Origin of the sequence: Micromonospora sp. DT227 (genome assembly GCF_049841835.1) — a bacterium.
In the GTDB taxonomy this organism is placed as follows: Bacteria; Actinomycetota; Actinomycetes; order Mycobacteriales; family Micromonosporaceae; genus Micromonospora.
Genome location: NZ_JBNCLA010000007.1, coordinates 248,182 through 263,916 on the forward strand (window position 1 = coordinate 248,182; position 15,735 = coordinate 263,916).

A 15,735-nucleotide genomic window follows, 5' to 3' on the forward strand; every position below is an offset into this window, starting at 1 on the left:
TAACAAACTTAACTGTTAAGGTTGCTAAATGTATACCGGCGTCGATGCGCCGGGACAAGAGGCGGATTTTCAGTCGAGCTGGTCGACCGGCCGGGCCCAGCCACCGAGCCGCGCCGGCAGCGGCAGGCCGTTCCAGGGCACCCGGCGCAGCAGCCGGTCCAGCAGCAGCCCGAGCAGCAGCCCGGCGACCGAGTCGGTGAGCCAGTGCCAGCCCAGGTAGACGGTGGTGCAGAAGACCACCGTCGGGGGCACCACCCGGACCACGGTGACCAGCCCGGCCGGCACGGTGCGGCCCACCGTGCGCAGCAGCGGCACCAACAGCAGGGCGAGTACGCCGTACCAGACGATCGCGTTCGCCACGTGCCCCGACGGGTACGACTGGGCGAAGCGCACCGGCAACTCGTGCTGGAACAGCGGCAGCGTCTGCTCGGGCGGCAGGAACGGCTCCTTGACGCTGGCGCTCGGCGCCGGGCGGGCCGTCCACACCTTCAGCGGGCCGATGGTGAAGAACGTCAGCACGAACGCGGTCACCGGCGGCAGCACCGCCCGCACCGAGCGCACCCGCCACGCCAGCAGCACGCCCAGCCCGGCCGCCAGCAGCGTCAGCGGGGTGCCCTGGCCGAGCAGGTTGAACGCCATCGCCACCCACCGGGCAGCGGTCGGCCGGTGCGCGGCCGACCAGTCGGCGACCGCCCGGTCGAGCCCGAACAGGTGCCCGGCGGCGAGCGCCACGGTCAGCGCCACCAGCGCGGCGAGCAGCAGCCCGTCGCACCACCAACCGGCCGGTCGGACGGGCCGCAGCCGCAGGTCGCGGCGTACCCCTGAGGTCTGGCGCACGCGACCACGCTACCGGCCGGCGACGGCGGCCGGGCATCGGCGGTTGTGTGCCGGACCACGAGGCGGTTGTGTGCCGAACCACGAAGGGAAGCGCTCCGCCGGGTCAGCGGTCACACTGGTTGCCGTGCGGATCACCTCGGCCCTCGTCGACCCGGCGCTGCTCGACCTCCCCTGGTCGACCCCGCTGGAGCAGTGGCCTGCCGAGCACCTGGTGGCGCTGCCGCAGGGCATCTCCCGGCACATCGTGCGGTTCGTCCGGCTCGGCGGCTTCGTCTACGCGGTGAAGGAGACCGGCGAGCGGGTCGCCGAACGCGAGTACGACCTGCTGCGGGCGCTGGAGCGGATCGACTTCCCGTCGGTCGAGGCGATCGCGATCGTGGCCGACCGGCAGACCGACGACGGCGAGCCGCTCGACCCGGTGCTGATCACCCGGCACCTCCAGTTCTCGCTGCCCTACCGCGCGCTGTTCTCCAACACGCTGCGCCCGGAGACGATGAACCGGCTGCTCGACGCGCTCGCCGCGCTGATCGTGCGGATGCACCTGACCGGGTTCTTCTGGGGCGACTGCTCGCTGTCGAACACGCTGTTCCGCCGGGACGCGGGCGCGTTCGCCGCCTACCTGGTCGACGCCGAGACCGGGGCGCTGCACCCGTCGCTCTCCAACGGCCAGCGCGGCGAGGACCTGGAGATCGCCCGGGTCAACATCTTCGGTGAGGCGCTCGACCTCCAGGCCGCCGGCCTGCTGCACGAGTCGATCGACCCGGAGGTGGTCTGCGAGGAGGTCGTCCGGCGCTACGAGCGGCTCTGGCACGAGATCACCTACGAGCAGCAGGTCGAGCGCGCCGCCCGGCACGACATCGAGGGCCGCATCCGCCGCCTCAACGAGCTGGGCTTCGACGTGGCCGAGGTGGCGCTGTCGACCGTCGACAACGGGCGCTACCTGGTGCGGCCCAAGGTGGTCGACGCCGGCTACCACACCCGCCGGCTGCTGCGGCTCACCGGCCTGGACGCCGAGGAGAACCAGGCCCGCAAGCTCCTCAACGACCTGGACGCCTACCGGGTGGAGAGCGATCTGACCGACGAACAGCAGGCGGCGCACCGCTGGCTCACCGAGGTCTTCGAGCCGGTGGTCCGGGCGGTGCCGGCGCACCTGCGGCGCAAGCTGGAGCCGCAGGAGCTGTTCGCCCAGATCATCGAGCACAAGTGGCTGCTCTCCGAACAGGCCGGCCGGGACGTCGGCATGCGCCGGGCCGTCCACTCCTACCTGGCCGACGTGCTGGTGCACCGCCCGGACGAGCAGGCCGTGCTGGGCGTCGAGGTTCCCACCCCGACGGTGTGACTACCGTCGACGACGCGAGCGCTCGAACTCGGCGACGTCCGACACCCACGGGCCGTGCCGGTCGAGTGCGGCGTAACCGCCACGGACGAAGGCGCTCACCAGCTCCCGGTACCCGCCGATGCCGTCGACCAGGCGGTACTCGACCCGGTACTGCGGATCCGAGCCGCCCTCCCCGGGCCGCACGGTGGTGATCCGGGCGATGGAGTCCGCGTAGAAGTGCAACTGGATCCCCTCGCCCAGCTCCTCGTCCTCGATGGTGAACACGTCGTTGTCCCCGGCGGAGCGGTCGGCGACGAACTGCCAGAACTCGGCGGAGGCGGTACGCGTACCGTCCCGTCGCCACGTCTTCTCGCCACCCTTGTCGTCGGTGAACGACAGGACCGTCTTTCCCGCGCCCGCGTCGGGCGCGGCGTCGTCGTCCTCCACCGGCGCGTTCCGCGACCGGGCCGCAGCCTCCGAACACATCAGGAAGCTGACCGTACGCACCGCGTCATCGGCGAGCCCGGGATGTGCTCGGCGCACCGCGGCCTCGACCGTCGCCGCCATCGCATCCCAGTCGCGCTTGTCCGTGCCCCGGTTCCCCCGCCGCGGGTCCAGGCCGATCCGCATCCCCGCGCACGCCTGCTCGGCGGTCGCGATCACGTGCATGACCTGCGGCAGCAGCGCCGGGTCGACGGCCTCGGGCAGCCGCCGGGGAATCGTCGCGCCGTGCAGATACTGGCCGGTGAACGTCAGGACCCCCGCGTCGAGCGGCCCGAGGACCACTCCGCGTTCGGCGCGACGCCGGTTCGCGTGATGCTCCTGGGCGCGCTTCTCGTTCGGCGCCTCCGTCGCCGCGCGCATCGCCTCGCAGACCCGACCGCGCTCCAGGAGACCCAGGTCGGCGCCATGGGCGACGAGCCGGCTCCGTTCCCATGAGATGCGCCGGAACAGCGCGTCGACGTCCCCGGGCGGGTCGAGCAGGACCGGGTCCAGCAGCGCGACGGCGGCGTCCTCGTCGAGCCGGCCCCGGGTCCCGGCGGCGTCGCACAACGGAAGGACCGCGCTCCACAGCAGCAGGTGCCGGGCCAGGTCGTCCCGGATCACCGCGAGATGGGCCTCGGAGATCGGGAACGTGAACGTGCGGGGCTCGTGGTTGGCGTCGGCCCCGGCGCCGAGCATGAGCTTCAGCCCGCCGTCCTCGCGGACCACGCTCGGGATCCAGCCGCCACGCGCGAAGACGACGTCTCGCCTGGATTCGTTCACGCCCACCGGGCACATTCGGCGTCCAGGCGCGGCTCGGTACGCACCCAGACCTCGCCCCCGCGGGCCCCGGCCGGGGCGTCGACGCGTTCGAGACCGAGGAACGCGATCAACTGGAGCAGCTCGGCCCGCTCGGCCCGGTCGTCGTCGACGTCCTGCGACTCGAAGAAGACGTGGTACCTGCCGGTCGGGTCGACGATGCCGGAATCCGCCCAGATCCGGCCGACCTCGCCGATCGCCGCCGCCTCCGTGGTGAACATGGCGGCGCGGGCGGCGCCGCGGGTCTCCGGTGACGCGTCGAGGTCGGCGAGGTCGGGGAGCCACTGCCCGAAGTAGTCGAGGCCGGCGTATCCGTTCTCGAAGAACAGCATCGCGCCCGGCAGGTAGCGGTTGCCCCGGTCCACCAGGAGATGCTCCGACCGGGGCGGGTCCGCGTCCGCGAACCGGGAGATCGCCCCCCGACGGGGCATGAGCACCAGCCGCTGCCCCGCCGCTTCGTCCCTGATCGTGTAGGTGTCCGACTCCCGACCCCGGAAGAACACGGAGAACGCCTCGTACGCCTCCTGCGGGTCACCCACCGAGACGGGTTGGTCGTCGCCGTCGCCGGCAGAGAAGACGAACTGCTTCGGTCCGGGATGGTACGGGCGGGCCATGTGCGTCCTCGCTCACTCGGGACAGCTCCACCGGCGTGGCGGAACAGAGCCCGAGCATAGGCGTGCGGCGCATGCCGGCCCGCCGGGCGACCGGCCGCCTACCGCACCCACTCGCCGGCGCGCATCACCCGCACCACGTTCAGGTCGTCGTCCAGCACCACCAGGTCGGCGCGCAGCCCGGCCCGGAGCGCGCCCACCCGGTCGCCCAGCCCGAGCGCGCGGGCCGGGGTGGTGGCCGCCATCCGGACCGCGTCGGGCAGCGTGACGCCCGCGCCCACCGCGTGCCGCAGCGCGGCGTCCATGGTGAGCGTGCTGCCGGCGATGGCACCGTCCCGGCTGAGCCGGGCCTCACCGCCGGTGACGGTGACCGCCTGGCCGCCCAACTCGTACTCGCCGTCGGGCATGCCGGCGGCGGCCATCGCGTCGGTGATCAGGGCGGCCCGGTCCGGGCCGGCCACCGAGCTGGCGAAGCCGAGCATGCCGTCGTGCAGGTGCACGCCGTCGGCGACCAGCTCGCAGACCACGTTCGGGGCCTCCAGCAGCGCCACCACCGGGCCGGGCTCACGGTGGTGCACCGGGCGCATCCCGTTGAACAGGTGGGTGCCGACACTCGCGCCGGCGGCCACCGCCGCGCGGGTCTGCGCCCAGGTGGCGTCCGTGTGCCCGACGGCCGCCACCACGCCGTTCGCCACCAGCAGCTCGATCGCCTCGGTGGCACCGTCCCGCTCCGGCGCGATCGTGACCATCCGCACCGTGCCGCCGCCCAGCTCGATCAGCTCGGTCAGCTCGGCGGTGGACGGGTCGCGGAGGAACTCCGGGTTCTGCGCGCCGCAGCGGTCCGCCGACAGGTAGGGGCCCTCGAAGTGCAGGCCGGCGAGCACGCCCGCCTCGACCAGCGGCCGGAACGCGGCGGTGGCGTCGCGCATCAGCGCGAACGGGGAGCTGACCAGGCTGGCCAGCAGCGTGGTCGTGCCGTGGTCGAGGTGGAACGCGGCGGCCTGCCGGGCCGACTCCGGGTCGCCGGTGGTGAACGTGTGCCCGCCGCCGCCGTGGGTGTGCATGTCCACGAAGCCGGGCACGATCCAGTGCCCGTCGCGTACCGAGGGGTAGTCGGCGACCGCGGTGATCCGGTCGTCCCGGACCTCCACGCAGCCCTGCCGGATGACACCGGTCGGGGTCACCACCTTGCCGGTCACACGCCGGGTCATCGACTCTCCTTCGCCAGGGTGTCCAGGGCCAGCAGGGCGGCGCCGAGGCAACCGGCCTCGTCGCCGAGCGCGGCCGCGACCAGGCGCGGCTCGCGGTGGAACGTCAACCGCTCGCGCAGCGCGTCGCGCAGCGGATCGAACAGCCGGGGACCGGCCTGGGCCAGTCCACCACCGATCACCACGGTCGCCACGTCGTACAACGCCTGCCCGGTGGCGAGGCCGTCGGCGAGCGCCTCGACCGCCTCCCGCCAGACCGTGCCGGCGAGCGGGTCACCGGACGCCGCCCGGTCGACCACCTCGGCGGCGGTCGCCGGCGCGCCGGCCAACTCGGTGTAGCGGCGGCCGATCGCCGAGGCCGAGGCCACCGCCTCCAGGCAGCCGACGCGACCGCAGCCGCAGCGCGGGCCGTCGGGGCGTACCAGGATGTGGCCGATCTCCCCGGCGGCGCCGTGCGCGCCGACGGCGGCCGACCCGTCGACCACGTGCGCGGCGGCGATGCCGGTGCCGATCGCCACGAAGAGCACGTGGCCGGCGTCCCGGCCGGCGCCGACTCGGGCCTCGGCCAGGCCGCCCACCCGCACGTCGTGGCCGAGCGCCGCGGGCAGGCGCAGGCGCGTGGCCGCCAGGTCCCGCAGCGGTACGTCCCGGAAGCCCACGTTCGCCGACCAGACCGCCACGCCACGGGCCTCGTCGACCACCCCCGGCACGGCGATGCCGCAGGCCACCGGCGTGAGCCCGTCGGCGCGGGCCTTGTCGGCCAGTCCTTCGGCCACGTCGAGGATGGTGCCGACCACGGCGTCCGGCCCGCGCTGCGCGGCGGTGGCGTGCCGTTCGGTGTGCACGGTCGCGCCGTCCGGCCGGACCAGGGCGCACTTCATCCCGGTGCCGCCCACGTCCAGCGCGACGACGACCTCGTCGCGCGCCCTCACGCGAGAACGACGGAGCGGGTGAGGTGGCGGGGCGCGTCCGGGTCGAGGCCGCGGCTGGTGGCCAGCGCCACGGCGAACCGTTGGGCCAGGATCAGGTCGGCCATCGGGTCGACCGGGTTGCGGCCGGCCGCCCAGCTCGTCAGCACCGTGCGGCAGCCGTGCGTACGGCTGTGCACGAACGCCGCGCCGGTGGCCGCCACGTCCTCGGCCAGCCCGTCCGGGATGTCGCCGAACGCCCAGACCAGCCGGCCCGGGGCGCCGATCGAGATGGGGCCGTGGCGGTAGTCCATGGCCGGGTACGCCTCGGCCCAGAACGTGGCCGCCTCGCGGCACTTCAGCGCGGCCTCCTGGGCCAGCCCGACCGTCCAGCCGCGACCGAGGAACGTGACCTGTTCGATGCGGGCCGGGTCGATCGGCAGCGGCGCCCGGACGGCCACCTCGGCGTCGGCGGCCAGCCGGCCGAGGTCCTCGCCGAGGTGGGCGCGGAGCAGCGCGAGCGCGGTGGTGGCGAAGCGGGTCTGCACCACCGAACGTTCGTCGGCGAAGGGCAGCGCGACGGTGGCGTCGGCGAGCGACACGGCCGGTGAGTCCGGGTCGCCCACCAGGACCGTGGTGGGGATCCGCCCGCGCAGCGCGGCGAGCAGGTCGAGCACCTCGGTGGTGGTGCCGGAGCGGGTGATCGCGATGAGCCGGTCGTAGCGCCGGCCGGTGGGGAACTCGCTGGCCTGGAACGCGTCGGTCTCGCCCTGGCCGGCCTGCTCGCGCAGGCCCGCGTACGCCGCGGCCATGAACCACGACGTGCCGCAGCCGACCACGGCGACCCGCTCGCCGGAGCGCGGCAGGTGGTCGGCGACTGTCGGCGCGAGCCGGGCCGCCTCGCGCCAGCAGTCGGGTTGGCTCGCGATCTCCGCGTGCACGTACGGCATGACAACTCCTCGCCGGGGGAGACCTTGCGCAATACGGCGCGATAGGGCCTTCTTTCGCGCGTCATTCTGCGCGAAGTGGGGCGGGCGTGGCAACCGTCTCCTCATTCGCGCAGGCCAGGGTTTTGCGCAGACGTAGTTTCGCGCACTACTGTGCACGCAACCAATCACCGTACGTGCACAGTCAGGGGAGGGCCCCGCGGTGGACCGCTACGCGCGTTGGAACGCACTGCTCGAGATGTTGACCGACAGCGGCCGGGTCAGCGTCGAGGAGGCGGCCGAGCGGCTGGCGGTCTCCCAGGCCACCATCCGGCGGGACTTCGACCAGCTCGCCCAGCAGCAAATGATCACCCGGACCCGGGGTGGCGCGGTCGCCAACGGCGTCTCGTACGACCTGCCGCTGCGCTACAAGACCGCCAAGCACTCGGCGGAGAAGCAGCGGATCGGGGCCGCCGCCGCCGCGCTGGTCTCCCCGGGCACGGTGGTCGGCCTGAACGGCGGCACCACCAGCACCGAGGTGGCCCGCGCGCTGGCCGTCCGCCCGGATCTGAACACCAGCGCCGAGGGCGCCCAGCTCACCGTGGTCACCAACGCGCTGAACATCGCCAACGAGCTGCTGGTGCGCTCGCGGATGAAGGTGGTGGTGGCCGGCGGCGTGGTCCGGCCGAAGTCGTTCGAGCTGGTCGGCCCGCTGGGCGGGGCGCTGCTGCGCGAGGTCACGCTCGACGTCGCGCTGCTCGGCGTGGACGCGATCGACCCGCAGCTCGGCGCCGCCGCACACCACGAGGGCGAGGCGGCCATGAACAGCCTGATGGTGGCCCGGGCCAAGCGGGTCGTGGTGATCGCCGACTCGTCGAAGCTGGGCGGGCACGCGTTCGCCCGGATCTGCCCGGTGGACCGGGTGGAGACGCTGGTGACCGACTCCGGCGCGGCCCCGGACGTGGTGCAGGCGTTCCGCGACGCCGGCGTGCACGTCGTCTGCGCCTGAGAGTGACACGCCGACCACCCATGCATACCGGGTATTGCCTTCCGGTGCATACCGCGTATGGTGTCGCTGTCACCTACATCGGGGGAGGTCAGCTGTGTCGGCTGTCCTGGAGATCGAGGGTCTCCGTAAGACGTACCGGAGCCGGAAACGCGGGGTCCGCCACGCGCTCGACGGCTTCGACATGCGGGTCGAGGCCGGCCAGGTGCACGGCTTCCTCGGCCCGAACGGTTCCGGCAAGACCACCACGCTGCGTACGCTGCTCGGGTTGATCCGGCCCAACGGCGGCCGGATGGCCATCCTCGGCCAGGAGCTGCCGCGGTCGCTGCCGGCGGTCGCCGGCCAGGTCGGCGCCATCGTGGAGAGCCCGCAGTTCTTCCCGCACTTCTCCGCGCGGGACACGCTGAGCCTGCTCGCCCAGGCCGGCGAGCTGCCGAAGCGGCGGGTCGACGAGGTGCTGGAGCTGGTCGGCCTGCGCGACCGGGCCGGCGAGCGGGTGAAGACCTACTCGCTCGGCATGAAGCAGCGGCTCGCCGTGGCGTCCGCGCTGCTCAAGGACCCGAAGCTGCTCATCCTGGACGAGCCGGCCAACGGTCTGGACCCGGGCGGCATCCGGGAGATGCGCCGGCTCATGCGGGAGCTGGCCGAATCCGGCATGACCGTGGTGCTCTCCAGCCACATCCTCGGCGAGATCCAGCTCATCTGCGACTCGGTCACCATCATCTCGCTCGGCCGGCGGGTCGCCTTCGGGCCGGTCGAGCAGGTGCTCGCCGCGCACTCCCAGGGCGCCGTGCGGGTACGCCTGGAGGCGGTCGCCGACCTGCCCCGGGCCGAGGAGACGCTGACCCGGTCCGGGATCCGCGTCGCCGCCGAGGCCGACCACCTGATGCTGTCCGGCGTGGACAAGCCGGCCGCGGTCAGCCGGCTCCTCGCCGAGCAGGACCTGTACGTCAGCGAGCTCACCCCGGTCGCGGTCGACCTGGAGAGCGTCTTCCTCGAACTGACCGCCACCGCGCCGGTCCCCGGCCAGAACCGTCAGGTCGATCAGTCCGCCAAGGTCGACCAGACCGGCACCGCAGGAGGTTGGGGCGCATGAGCCTGTTCGTCACCGAGCTGCGGCGGCTCACCAAGCGCCGGGTCACCCGCCTGCTGCTCGTCCTGCTGGTGGTCGGGCTCGCCACCGTGGCCACCGCGTTCAGCTTCTCCAGCCACAAGCTCTCGCCCGAGGTGGTGGCCGCCGCGCAGGCCGACTCCGACGCGCAGTACCGCAAGTCGGTGGAGGAGTGGAAGCGCAGCGTCACCGAGTGCGAGGCCGCCCAGGCCCGTGGCGAGCAGACCGAGGAGCGCTACGGCCCGAACTGCGGCAAGGACTTCCAGCCGCAGCCGGAGATGTTCGACCCGAAGTGGAACCTGCCGTACCAGTTCGACTTCCGGGCCGAGTTCCCCACGTTCATCGCCGTGTTCGCCTTCGCGGTGGCGCTCTTCGCGTTCATCGTCGGCGCCTCCTTCGTGGGCGCCGAGTGGAACACCGGCGGGATGATGAACCTGCTGCTCTGGCGGCCGAAACGGCTCGCCGTGCTGGGCACCAAGCTGGCCGCGCTGCTCACCACCGTGCTCGGGCTCAGCGTCGTGCTCGGCGCGTTGTGGACGGCCGTGTTCTGGCTGATCGGCACCCAACGGGGCACCACCGCGAAGATGACCGCCGGGGTGTGGCGCTCGATCGGGCTGGACGGGCTGCGCGCCGTGGCGCTGATCCTGGTCGTCGGCGCGGTCGCGTTCGCGCTCGCCTCGCTCGGCCGGCACACCGCGATGGCGTTGGGCGCGGCGGTGGCGCTGTTCGCGGTCAGCGAGGTCGGCATCCGGATCGCGGTCGGCGTGTTGTCGGTGCCGTTCGGCGACCGCTACGTGCTCTCCACGTACGCCCAGTCGTGGTTCATGAAGCAGGCGGAGCTGTTCGACTACGACACCTGCGAGTTCGCCCGGGGCGCCTGCGAGCCGGCGAAGTACGTGGTCACCTGGCAGCAGTCGGCGGTGGTGTTCGGCATCGGCGTGGTGGCGGCCCTGGTCGCCGCGTTCTGGACGATGCGTCGGCGGGACGTCGCCTGACGTTCTCCGCGCCGCCGGCCGGACGCCGGCGGCGCGGACCGCGCGGGACGATGCGGCCGGGGACGGCCCTGGCTACGCTGGGGTCTCCCCGGCCGGCGCGTCTTCGCGCCGGTCAGTCGCCGTCGGAGAGGAGCACCATGTCCGCCGACGCCACGGACCGGACCGCCGCCGGGCGGTCCGACCCACCACCACCCGTCGGGGGTACGCGGGCGGCGCCCGGTGCCGCCGTCCCCCCGCCCCGCACCGCGCCCCCCGCCGAGTCGGTACCGCCGACCGAGTCCCTGCCGCCGACCGGGCCCGCGCCGTCGGTGGAGCCCGAGCCCGCGCCCTCGGTGGAGAGCGTGGGGCTCACCGAGCGGGAGCTGCGGATCCTCGCCTTCGAGTCGCGGTGGTGGAAGCACGCCGGCGCCAAGGAGCAGGCCATCCGGGACACGTTCGGTCTCTCCGCGACCCGCTACTACCAGCTCCTCAACGGGCTGCTGGATCATCCCGCCGCGCTGGCGGCCGAGCCGGTGCTGATCGGCCGGCTGCGCAGGCTCCGCTCGTCGCGGGCCCGCAACCGGCGGCGTTGACCGGCCTCACTTCTCGTACGAGCGCAGCCCGTTGCCGATGGCGAAGAACGTCGGCGCCCACTCGCCGATGAAGATGCCCCAGCGGTCCGCCCGGTCCACGCCGGCGCGTTCCAGGCTCTTGGACAGGAACCAGCTCGTGAATGAGAGTCCGATGCTGACGAATCCGGCGATGTAGGCGTGTTCCGCCCGGATTCCCGACTCGTGCAACCGCTCCAACATGGCGATCCCCCTGTCCCCGGTCCGATCGGTCACTCCCGACGCTACCGCCAGTCCCGCTCTGGTGACGGAGAGTTGCCGGGATGCGTCGCATGGTCGTGCGGCGGCCGGGTAAGGCGGCGGGCGGCGACGGAGGGAGTGGGGCGATGGGAGCACCGGACCGCCGGTACGCGACCGGCAGCGGGACGGCCCGGCCGGTCGGTGAGGCGCCGATGATGCGGGTGCGTTCCGCGTCCGATCCGGCCCCGGGGCGGCTCGAGAACGAGGACGTGGTCTTCCGGTTCGGTCCGCTCGTCGGCGTCCTCGACGGGGCCACCGTGCCGGACGGCTTCGACACCGGTTGCGTGCACGGCCCGGCGTGGTACGTCCGGCACCTGGCCGCCCGGATCGGCCTGGCGGTCGCGGCCCGCCCCGCGGCCACGCTGATGAGCAGCCTGGCGGCGGCGATCCTGGCGGTGCGGGCGGATCATGGCGACACCTGCGACCTCGACCATCCCGGCACCCCGTCGTCCACCGTCTGCCTGCTGCGCTGCGGTGGTGACCAGGTCGACTACCTGGTGCTCTGCGACAGTCCGCTGGTGCTCGACACCGGCGTCGGCGTCGACGTGGTCTCCGACGACCGGCTGGCGGACGCGCTGGCGGACCTGCGTCGGACCGCCGCCGCGCTGCCCGACGGCGGGGTCGACCCGGCGACCCGGTTCCGGCGCGCGGTGACGGTGCAGCGCACCCGGATGAACCGCAGTCACGGCTACTGGGCGGCGGCCGGCGACCCGGACGCGGCGTACCACGCGGTGACCGGGACGGTGCCGCTGCGCGGGCCGAACGCGTTGCGGCGGGCCGTGCTGCTCACTGACGGCGCGTCGTGCGCGGTCGAGCAGTTCGGCCTCTTCGACTGGGCCGGACTCCTGGAGGTGGTGACCGTGGAGGGGCCGGAAGGGCTGGTCGACCGGGTCCGGGCGGCCGAGCGGGACCACCCGGACCGGTTGCGCCGCCGGAAGCGGACCGACGACGCCACGGTGGCGCTCTGTGAGTTCGCGCCCCTGAGGTGAGCACGCTCACGCCGGAAGAACCGGTCGGATGACAACGGAGCGTGAGGCGGAACACCCCGGGGGTACGACCGGTCGACCCGCTCCGCCGTACCGGCAATGAGTCGGCAAAGGGGTGGACGTGCGCCGGAACGGCCGGCAGACTCCGGCTGGTGACGGGTGCGGTACGGCTGGAGCCGGTGGACGAGCGGAACCTGGAACCGTTGCTCTCCGTAGCGGCGGCGGAGGCGGAACCGGAGGACGTCATGCCTCCGGTGGACGCCCCGGCCGGCTGGTCGCTGGCCCGTCGGGACGCGTTCCGCGAGTTCCACCGCGCCAGCTTCGGCGGCCTGGACGGCCCGACCCGCACGCTGATGTACGCGATCGTGTCCGGCGGCGAGGTGGTCGGCATGGTGCGGATGACCCGTCGGGACGAGCCGGGAACGGTGGAGACCGGGATGTGGCTGGGCCGGTCGGCGCGCGGGCGCGGGCTCGGTGCCGCCGCGCTGCGGGAACTGCTGCACGCCGCCGCGGCGGCCGGCATGCGCACGGTCGTCGCCGATACGACGCCGGACAATGCCGGGGCCATTTCCGTCCTTCGTAAATGCGGCGCGGAATTGCACGAAGAAGGTGGAAAGCTGCTCGCCCGGATGTGTCTGGATTCGGCCCTCCCGACCCACTGAGGCCGTTGCTTGCCGCGCGACAACCTTCGCGCGTACTCCCTGCTCCTTCGCGCTTCAATGCGGGGTTTCGGCCATCCTGAGCAGCGCTTCCAGTTCGCCGAAGAAATGTTTTGTGAATGGCATGGCGGGTACTGCCCGCCGGGTCCGCTGATGCGGGACACCGGCCGCAGGCCCCCTTTTCGCTGATCCTCGGCGGCTTTTTCCGGGCCTGCTCCACGCATGAGGTGTCCCTTCCGCCGGGGAGCGAAGGAGAACTGATGAAGAGCGGAGCTCGGATCGCCCTGGCGGTCGGTTTCGGATATGTCCTCGGCCGGCGCAGGAAGCTGCGGACGGCCCTCACCCTGGCCGCCGCCGTGGCCGCCGGCCGGGCCAGCCAGAATCCCGGCGGCCTCAAGCAGATGGCCACCGGCCTGCTCGGGTCGAACCCGCAACTGGCCAACCTCTCCCGGCTCGGCGCGCCGCTGGTCACCGCCGGCCGGGCCGCCGCGACCGCCGCCGCCGGCAGCGGCATCGACGCGGTCAGCGGCCGGCTGCGTGGCAGCGCCGACTCGTTGCGCCGTCGTTCCGCCGGGTCCGGCGAGCAGCCCGCTGACGGTCGGCGGTCGGCGCCCGACGAGGAGCCGGAGCTGGACGAGCAGCCCGGGGCCGACGACGAGGCCGACTACGACGAGCAACCGGCCCCCGTGCGCCGGCGACGGGGGCGGTGACCATGCCCCCCACCGGACTCAACGACCGGGCCCGCGACCAGATCGGCGGCGAGCTGCGCAACCTCGCCTCCGCGATCGGCGAGCGCGCCGTGCAGGTGGTGACCGAACGGGTCACCGGCGCCACCGGACGACTCAGCGAGTACGCGAAGCAGGGCGGCGGCCCCGGCCTGGTCGCCGCGGCCACCGGCGCGCAGAAGCTCGCCGACGGCCACTCCCCGCTGAAGGCCATGTTCCATGCCGGCCTGGCCGGCGGTAAGGAGAAGCTGATGTCGGCGTTCGGCGGCGGCAAGGGTGGCAAGGGCGGCGGCAAGAAGCTCAAGGTCACCAACATCGTCGAGACCATCGAGGTCGGCGTGCCGGTCCGGGTCGCGTACAACCAGTGGACCACCTTCGGCGACTTCCCGAGCTTCATGAAGAAGGTCGAGCAGGCCGACAACGACGAAGACGAGAAGATGACCTGGAAGGCACAGGTCCTCTGGTCGCACCGCACCTGGGAGTCGACGATCGTCCGGCAGATCCCGGACCGGCTCATCCACTGGCGGTCCAAGGGCGAGAAGGGCTCGGTCGACGGCACGGTCAGCTTCCACGAGGTCGCCCCGGAACTGACCCGCATCCTGGTGGTGCTGGAGTACCACCCGCAGGGCCTCTTCGAGCACACCGGCAACCTGTGGCGGGCGCAGGGCCGCCGGGTCCGGCTGGAGCTGAAGCACTTCGTCCGGCACGTGATGACCGAGACCGTGCTCGACCCGGACTCCGTCGAGGGCTGGCGCGGCGAGATCCAGGACTCCCAGGTGGTCAAGGATCACGAGACCGCGCTCCGCGAGGAGCAGGAGGGCGGCGCGCAGCCGGAGCCGGGCCGTGACGAGGAGCCCGCCGAGCGTGGCCGCCGCCGTCCGCCGCAGCGCCGCCGCCCGGTCGAGGAGGAGGAGTACGACGACTACGACGCCGGCGACGACTTCGACGACGAGGAGTACGACGAGGAGCCGGTGGAGGAGCAGCCGCCGCCGCGCCGCCGTCAGCCGGAGCGGGCCCGCCGCCCGCAGCGCGAGGAGCGGGAACCGCGCGAGGAACGGGCCCGGCGTGCTCCCGAGGCACCCCGCCGGCCGGTTGTCCGGCGTCGCCGTGAGGAGCGTGGCGAATGAGCGTGGCGACGGTTGACCAGCCGGGCAGCGCGCTGGAACGCACCGCAGGCGGCGGCGCGGGGGGCGCGCTCGCCGACGTGGTCGAGACCGTGCTGGACAAGGGCGTGGTGATCGACGCCCAGGTGTCGATCGCCGTGGTCGGGATCCAGCTCCTGGAGATCAACGCCCGGGTGGCGATCTCCAGCATCGAGACGTACCTGCGGTTCGCCGACACGGTCGACCGGATGAACATCGTGCCGAAGGACCAGCAGACGCTGCCCGACCTGATCGACGGCGTCGCCGGCGCGGTCGGCCGGGCGGCCGGCGACGTCAGTCAGGCGGTCGGCGGGGTCGGCGGCGCGGTGGTGGACGCGCCGCGCGACCGCGAGGTCGGGCAGGGCCGGCCGCGTCGGCGGGACGGGGAGAACTGAGATGAGCCAGGACAACGGGCTGTTCATCTACGGCATCGTGCCGTCCGACGTGGAGCCGACCCCCGACGCCGAGGGGGTCGGCTCCCCGCCCGGCGAGGTGAGCGCGGTCCGGCACGGCGAACTGGCCGCGCTGGTCAGCGCGGTGGGGCTGGACGAGCCGCTGGGCCGGCCGGCCGACCTGACCGCGTACGAGCGGCTGCTGGACGGCACGGCGGAGGTCGCGCCGGTGCTGCCGGTGCGGTTCGGCACGGTGGTGACCGGCGAGGACGCGGTCGCGGACCTGCTCGACGCGCACCACGACCGGTTCGCCGCGGCGCTCGACGAGTTCGAGGACCGGGTGCAGTACACCGTGCACGGCCGCTTCGACGAGCCGGAGTTCATCGGCGGGATGCTGACCGGCAACCCGGACGCCGCCGCGCTCGCCGACCAGGTGCGCGGCCGGCCGGAGGCGCAGAGCCGGGAGCAGCGGATCCGGCTCGGCGAGATCATCAGCCAGGCGGTCGAGCTGAACCGGGAGTCCCAGAACCGCGACCTGCTCGACGCGGTGGGCCGGTACGCGGAGGCGGACGCGGTCCGGCCGCCGAGCCACGAGATGGACGCCGTACGCGTCGCCTTCCTGGTCGCCGGTGACCACGAGGACGAGTTCATCCGGGCCGTGGAGGACTTCGCCGAGCAGCGCCGGGAGCTGATCCGGATGCGCCTGATCGGCCCGCTGGCGCCGTACGACTTCGTGAGCGCGCACCAACTGGCGGAGTGAA

General features: G+C 73.3%; 18 protein-coding genes. 11 read left to right on the forward strand and 7 right to left on the reverse strand.

Features of this window, described 5'->3' with window-relative positions; translation table 11 throughout:
• Positions 1 to 69: 69 nt before the first annotated feature.
• A complete protein-coding gene (locus ACLQ2W_RS24065; RefSeq protein ID WP_425789033.1) occupies positions 70 to 807 on the reverse strand; it encodes a phosphatase PAP2 family protein in 738 nt (245 codons plus the stop codon).
• Positions 808 to 907: 100 nt separating this feature from the next.
• Here ACLQ2W_RS24065 and ACLQ2W_RS24070 point away from each other — a divergent pair, with 100 nt between their 5' ends.
• The gene (locus ACLQ2W_RS24070; RefSeq protein WP_374709163.1) at positions 908 to 2,176 is read left to right on the forward strand and encodes a DUF4032 domain-containing protein; all 1,269 of its coding nucleotides are present in this window, start codon (positions 908 to 910) and stop codon (positions 2,174 to 2,176) included.
• Here ACLQ2W_RS24070 and ACLQ2W_RS24075 read toward each other — a convergent pair whose 3' ends face one another.
• The 5 genes from ACLQ2W_RS24075 to ACLQ2W_RS24095 form a co-directional block, all read right to left on the reverse strand.
• The gene (locus ACLQ2W_RS24075) at positions 2,177 to 3,421 is read right to left on the reverse strand and encodes a DUF6357 family protein (protein WP_425788825.1); all 1,245 of its coding nucleotides are present in this window, start codon (positions 3,419 to 3,421) and stop codon (positions 2,177 to 2,179) included.
• On the reverse strand, positions 3,418 to 4,071 hold the full coding sequence (locus ACLQ2W_RS24080; protein ID WP_425788827.1) for a hypothetical protein: 654 nt from the start codon (positions 4,069 to 4,071) through the stop codon (positions 3,418 to 3,420). The genes ACLQ2W_RS24075 and ACLQ2W_RS24080 overlap by 4 nt, the downstream gene beginning before the upstream one ends.
• Positions 4,072 to 4,169: 98 nt before the next feature.
• Positions 4,170 to 5,279 (reverse strand): N-acetylglucosamine-6-phosphate deacetylase, encoded by a 1,110-nt coding sequence (nagA, locus tag ACLQ2W_RS24085; RefSeq protein WP_425788829.1) that lies wholly within the window; start codon positions 5,277 to 5,279, stop codon positions 4,170 to 4,172.
• A complete protein-coding gene (locus ACLQ2W_RS24090) occupies positions 5,276 to 6,208 on the reverse strand; it encodes an ROK family protein (RefSeq protein WP_425788831.1) in 933 nt (310 codons plus the stop codon). The genes nagA and ACLQ2W_RS24090 overlap by 4 nt, the downstream gene beginning before the upstream one ends.
• Complete coding sequence (locus ACLQ2W_RS24095; protein ID WP_425788833.1) at positions 6,205 to 7,134, reverse strand: SIS domain-containing protein; 930 nt, start codon at positions 7,132 to 7,134, stop codon at positions 6,205 to 6,207. Before ACLQ2W_RS24095 ends, ACLQ2W_RS24090 begins: the two co-directional genes overlap by 4 nt.
• Positions 7,135 to 7,333: 199 nt before the next feature.
• Here ACLQ2W_RS24095 and ACLQ2W_RS24100 point away from each other — a divergent pair, with 199 nt between their 5' ends.
• From ACLQ2W_RS24100 to ACLQ2W_RS24115, 4 genes are all read left to right on the forward strand, one after another.
• The gene (locus ACLQ2W_RS24100) at positions 7,334 to 8,119 is read left to right on the forward strand and encodes a DeoR/GlpR family DNA-binding transcription regulator (protein ID WP_107161380.1); all 786 of its coding nucleotides are present in this window, start codon (positions 7,334 to 7,336) and stop codon (positions 8,117 to 8,119) included.
• Positions 8,120 to 8,213: 94 nt separating this feature from the next.
• Positions 8,214 to 9,212, forward strand: coding sequence for an ATP-binding cassette domain-containing protein (locus ACLQ2W_RS24105; RefSeq protein WP_425788836.1), 999 nt, complete (start codon positions 8,214 to 8,216; stop codon positions 9,210 to 9,212).
• On the forward strand, positions 9,209 to 10,222 hold the full coding sequence (locus ACLQ2W_RS24110) for an ABC transporter permease subunit (protein WP_425788838.1): 1,014 nt from the start codon (positions 9,209 to 9,211) through the stop codon (positions 10,220 to 10,222). Before ACLQ2W_RS24105 ends, ACLQ2W_RS24110 begins: the two co-directional genes overlap by 4 nt.
• A gap of 137 nt (positions 10,223 to 10,359) precedes the next feature.
• The gene (locus ACLQ2W_RS24115) at positions 10,360 to 10,794 is read left to right on the forward strand and encodes a DUF3263 domain-containing protein (protein ID WP_425788840.1); all 435 of its coding nucleotides are present in this window, start codon (positions 10,360 to 10,362) and stop codon (positions 10,792 to 10,794) included.
• Between the two features lie 6 nt (positions 10,795 to 10,800).
• On the opposite strand, the gene ACLQ2W_RS24120 is transcribed toward ACLQ2W_RS24115, so the two are convergent.
• Positions 10,801 to 11,013 (reverse strand): hypothetical protein, encoded by a 213-nt coding sequence (locus ACLQ2W_RS24120; protein ID WP_405091446.1) that lies wholly within the window; start codon positions 11,011 to 11,013, stop codon positions 10,801 to 10,803.
• 143 nt (positions 11,014 to 11,156) lie between these two features.
• Here ACLQ2W_RS24120 and ACLQ2W_RS24125 point away from each other — a divergent pair, with 143 nt between their 5' ends.
• The 6 genes from ACLQ2W_RS24125 (at position 11,157) to ACLQ2W_RS24150 (ending at position 15,734) form a co-directional block, all read left to right on the forward strand.
• A complete protein-coding gene (locus ACLQ2W_RS24125) occupies positions 11,157 to 12,059 on the forward strand; it encodes a hypothetical protein (RefSeq protein ID WP_425788842.1) in 903 nt (300 codons plus the stop codon).
• A gap of 149 nt (positions 12,060 to 12,208) precedes the next feature.
• A complete protein-coding gene (locus tag ACLQ2W_RS24130) occupies positions 12,209 to 12,718 on the forward strand; it encodes a GNAT family N-acetyltransferase (RefSeq protein ID WP_107161370.1) in 510 nt (169 codons plus the stop codon).
• A gap of 257 nt (positions 12,719 to 12,975) precedes the next feature.
• Positions 12,976 to 13,425, forward strand: a complete 450-nt coding sequence (locus ACLQ2W_RS24135) for a hypothetical protein (protein ID WP_425788844.1) — start codon at positions 12,976 to 12,978, stop codon at positions 13,423 to 13,425.
• A 2-nt stretch (positions 13,426 to 13,427) separates the two neighbouring features.
• On the forward strand, positions 13,428 to 14,567 hold the full coding sequence (locus ACLQ2W_RS24140) for an SRPBCC family protein (RefSeq protein ID WP_425788846.1): 1,140 nt from the start codon (positions 13,428 to 13,430) through the stop codon (positions 14,565 to 14,567).
• A complete protein-coding gene (gene gvpJ / locus ACLQ2W_RS24145) occupies positions 14,564 to 14,977 on the forward strand; it encodes a gas vesicle protein GvpJ (RefSeq protein WP_425788848.1) in 414 nt (137 codons plus the stop codon). Before ACLQ2W_RS24140 ends, gvpJ begins: the two co-directional genes overlap by 4 nt.
• A gap of 1 nt (position 14,978) precedes the next feature.
• Positions 14,979 to 15,734, forward strand: coding sequence for a GvpL/GvpF family gas vesicle protein (locus ACLQ2W_RS24150; protein ID WP_425788850.1), 756 nt, complete (start codon positions 14,979 to 14,981; stop codon positions 15,732 to 15,734).
• Position 15,735: the final 1 nt, after the last annotated feature.

Excerpts from the sequence above, each read along its gene's own strand:
- ACLQ2W_RS24080 (WP_425788827.1), bottom strand. The coding sequence starts at position 4,071 with ATGGCCCGCCCGTACCATCCCGGACCGAAGCAGTTCGTCTTCTCTGCC.
- nagA (WP_425788829.1), bottom strand. The coding sequence starts at position 5,279 with ATGACCCGGCGTGTGACCGGCAAGGTGGTGACCCCGACCGGTGTCATC.
- ACLQ2W_RS24095 (WP_425788833.1), bottom strand. The coding sequence starts at position 7,134 with ATGCCGTACGTGCACGCGGAGATCGCGAGCCAACCCGACTGCTGGCGC.
- ACLQ2W_RS24110 (WP_425788838.1), top strand. The coding sequence starts at position 9,209 with ATGAGCCTGTTCGTCACCGAGCTGCGGCGGCTCACCAAGCGCCGGGTC.
- ACLQ2W_RS24115 (WP_425788840.1), top strand. The coding sequence starts at position 10,360 with ATGTCCGCCGACGCCACGGACCGGACCGCCGCCGGGCGGTCCGACCCA.
- ACLQ2W_RS24120 (WP_405091446.1), bottom strand. The coding sequence starts at position 11,013 with ATGTTGGAGCGGTTGCACGAGTCGGGAATCCGGGCGGAACACGCCTAC.
- ACLQ2W_RS24125 (WP_425788842.1), top strand. The coding sequence starts at position 11,157 with ATGGGAGCACCGGACCGCCGGTACGCGACCGGCAGCGGGACGGCCCGG.
- ACLQ2W_RS24135 (WP_425788844.1), top strand. The coding sequence starts at position 12,976 with ATGAAGAGCGGAGCTCGGATCGCCCTGGCGGTCGGTTTCGGATATGTC.
- ACLQ2W_RS24140 (WP_425788846.1), top strand. The coding sequence starts at position 13,428 with ATGCCCCCCACCGGACTCAACGACCGGGCCCGCGACCAGATCGGCGGC.
- gvpJ (WP_425788848.1), top strand. The coding sequence starts at position 14,564 with ATGAGCGTGGCGACGGTTGACCAGCCGGGCAGCGCGCTGGAACGCACC.
- ACLQ2W_RS24150 (WP_425788850.1), top strand. The coding sequence starts at position 14,979 with ATGAGCCAGGACAACGGGCTGTTCATCTACGGCATCGTGCCGTCCGAC.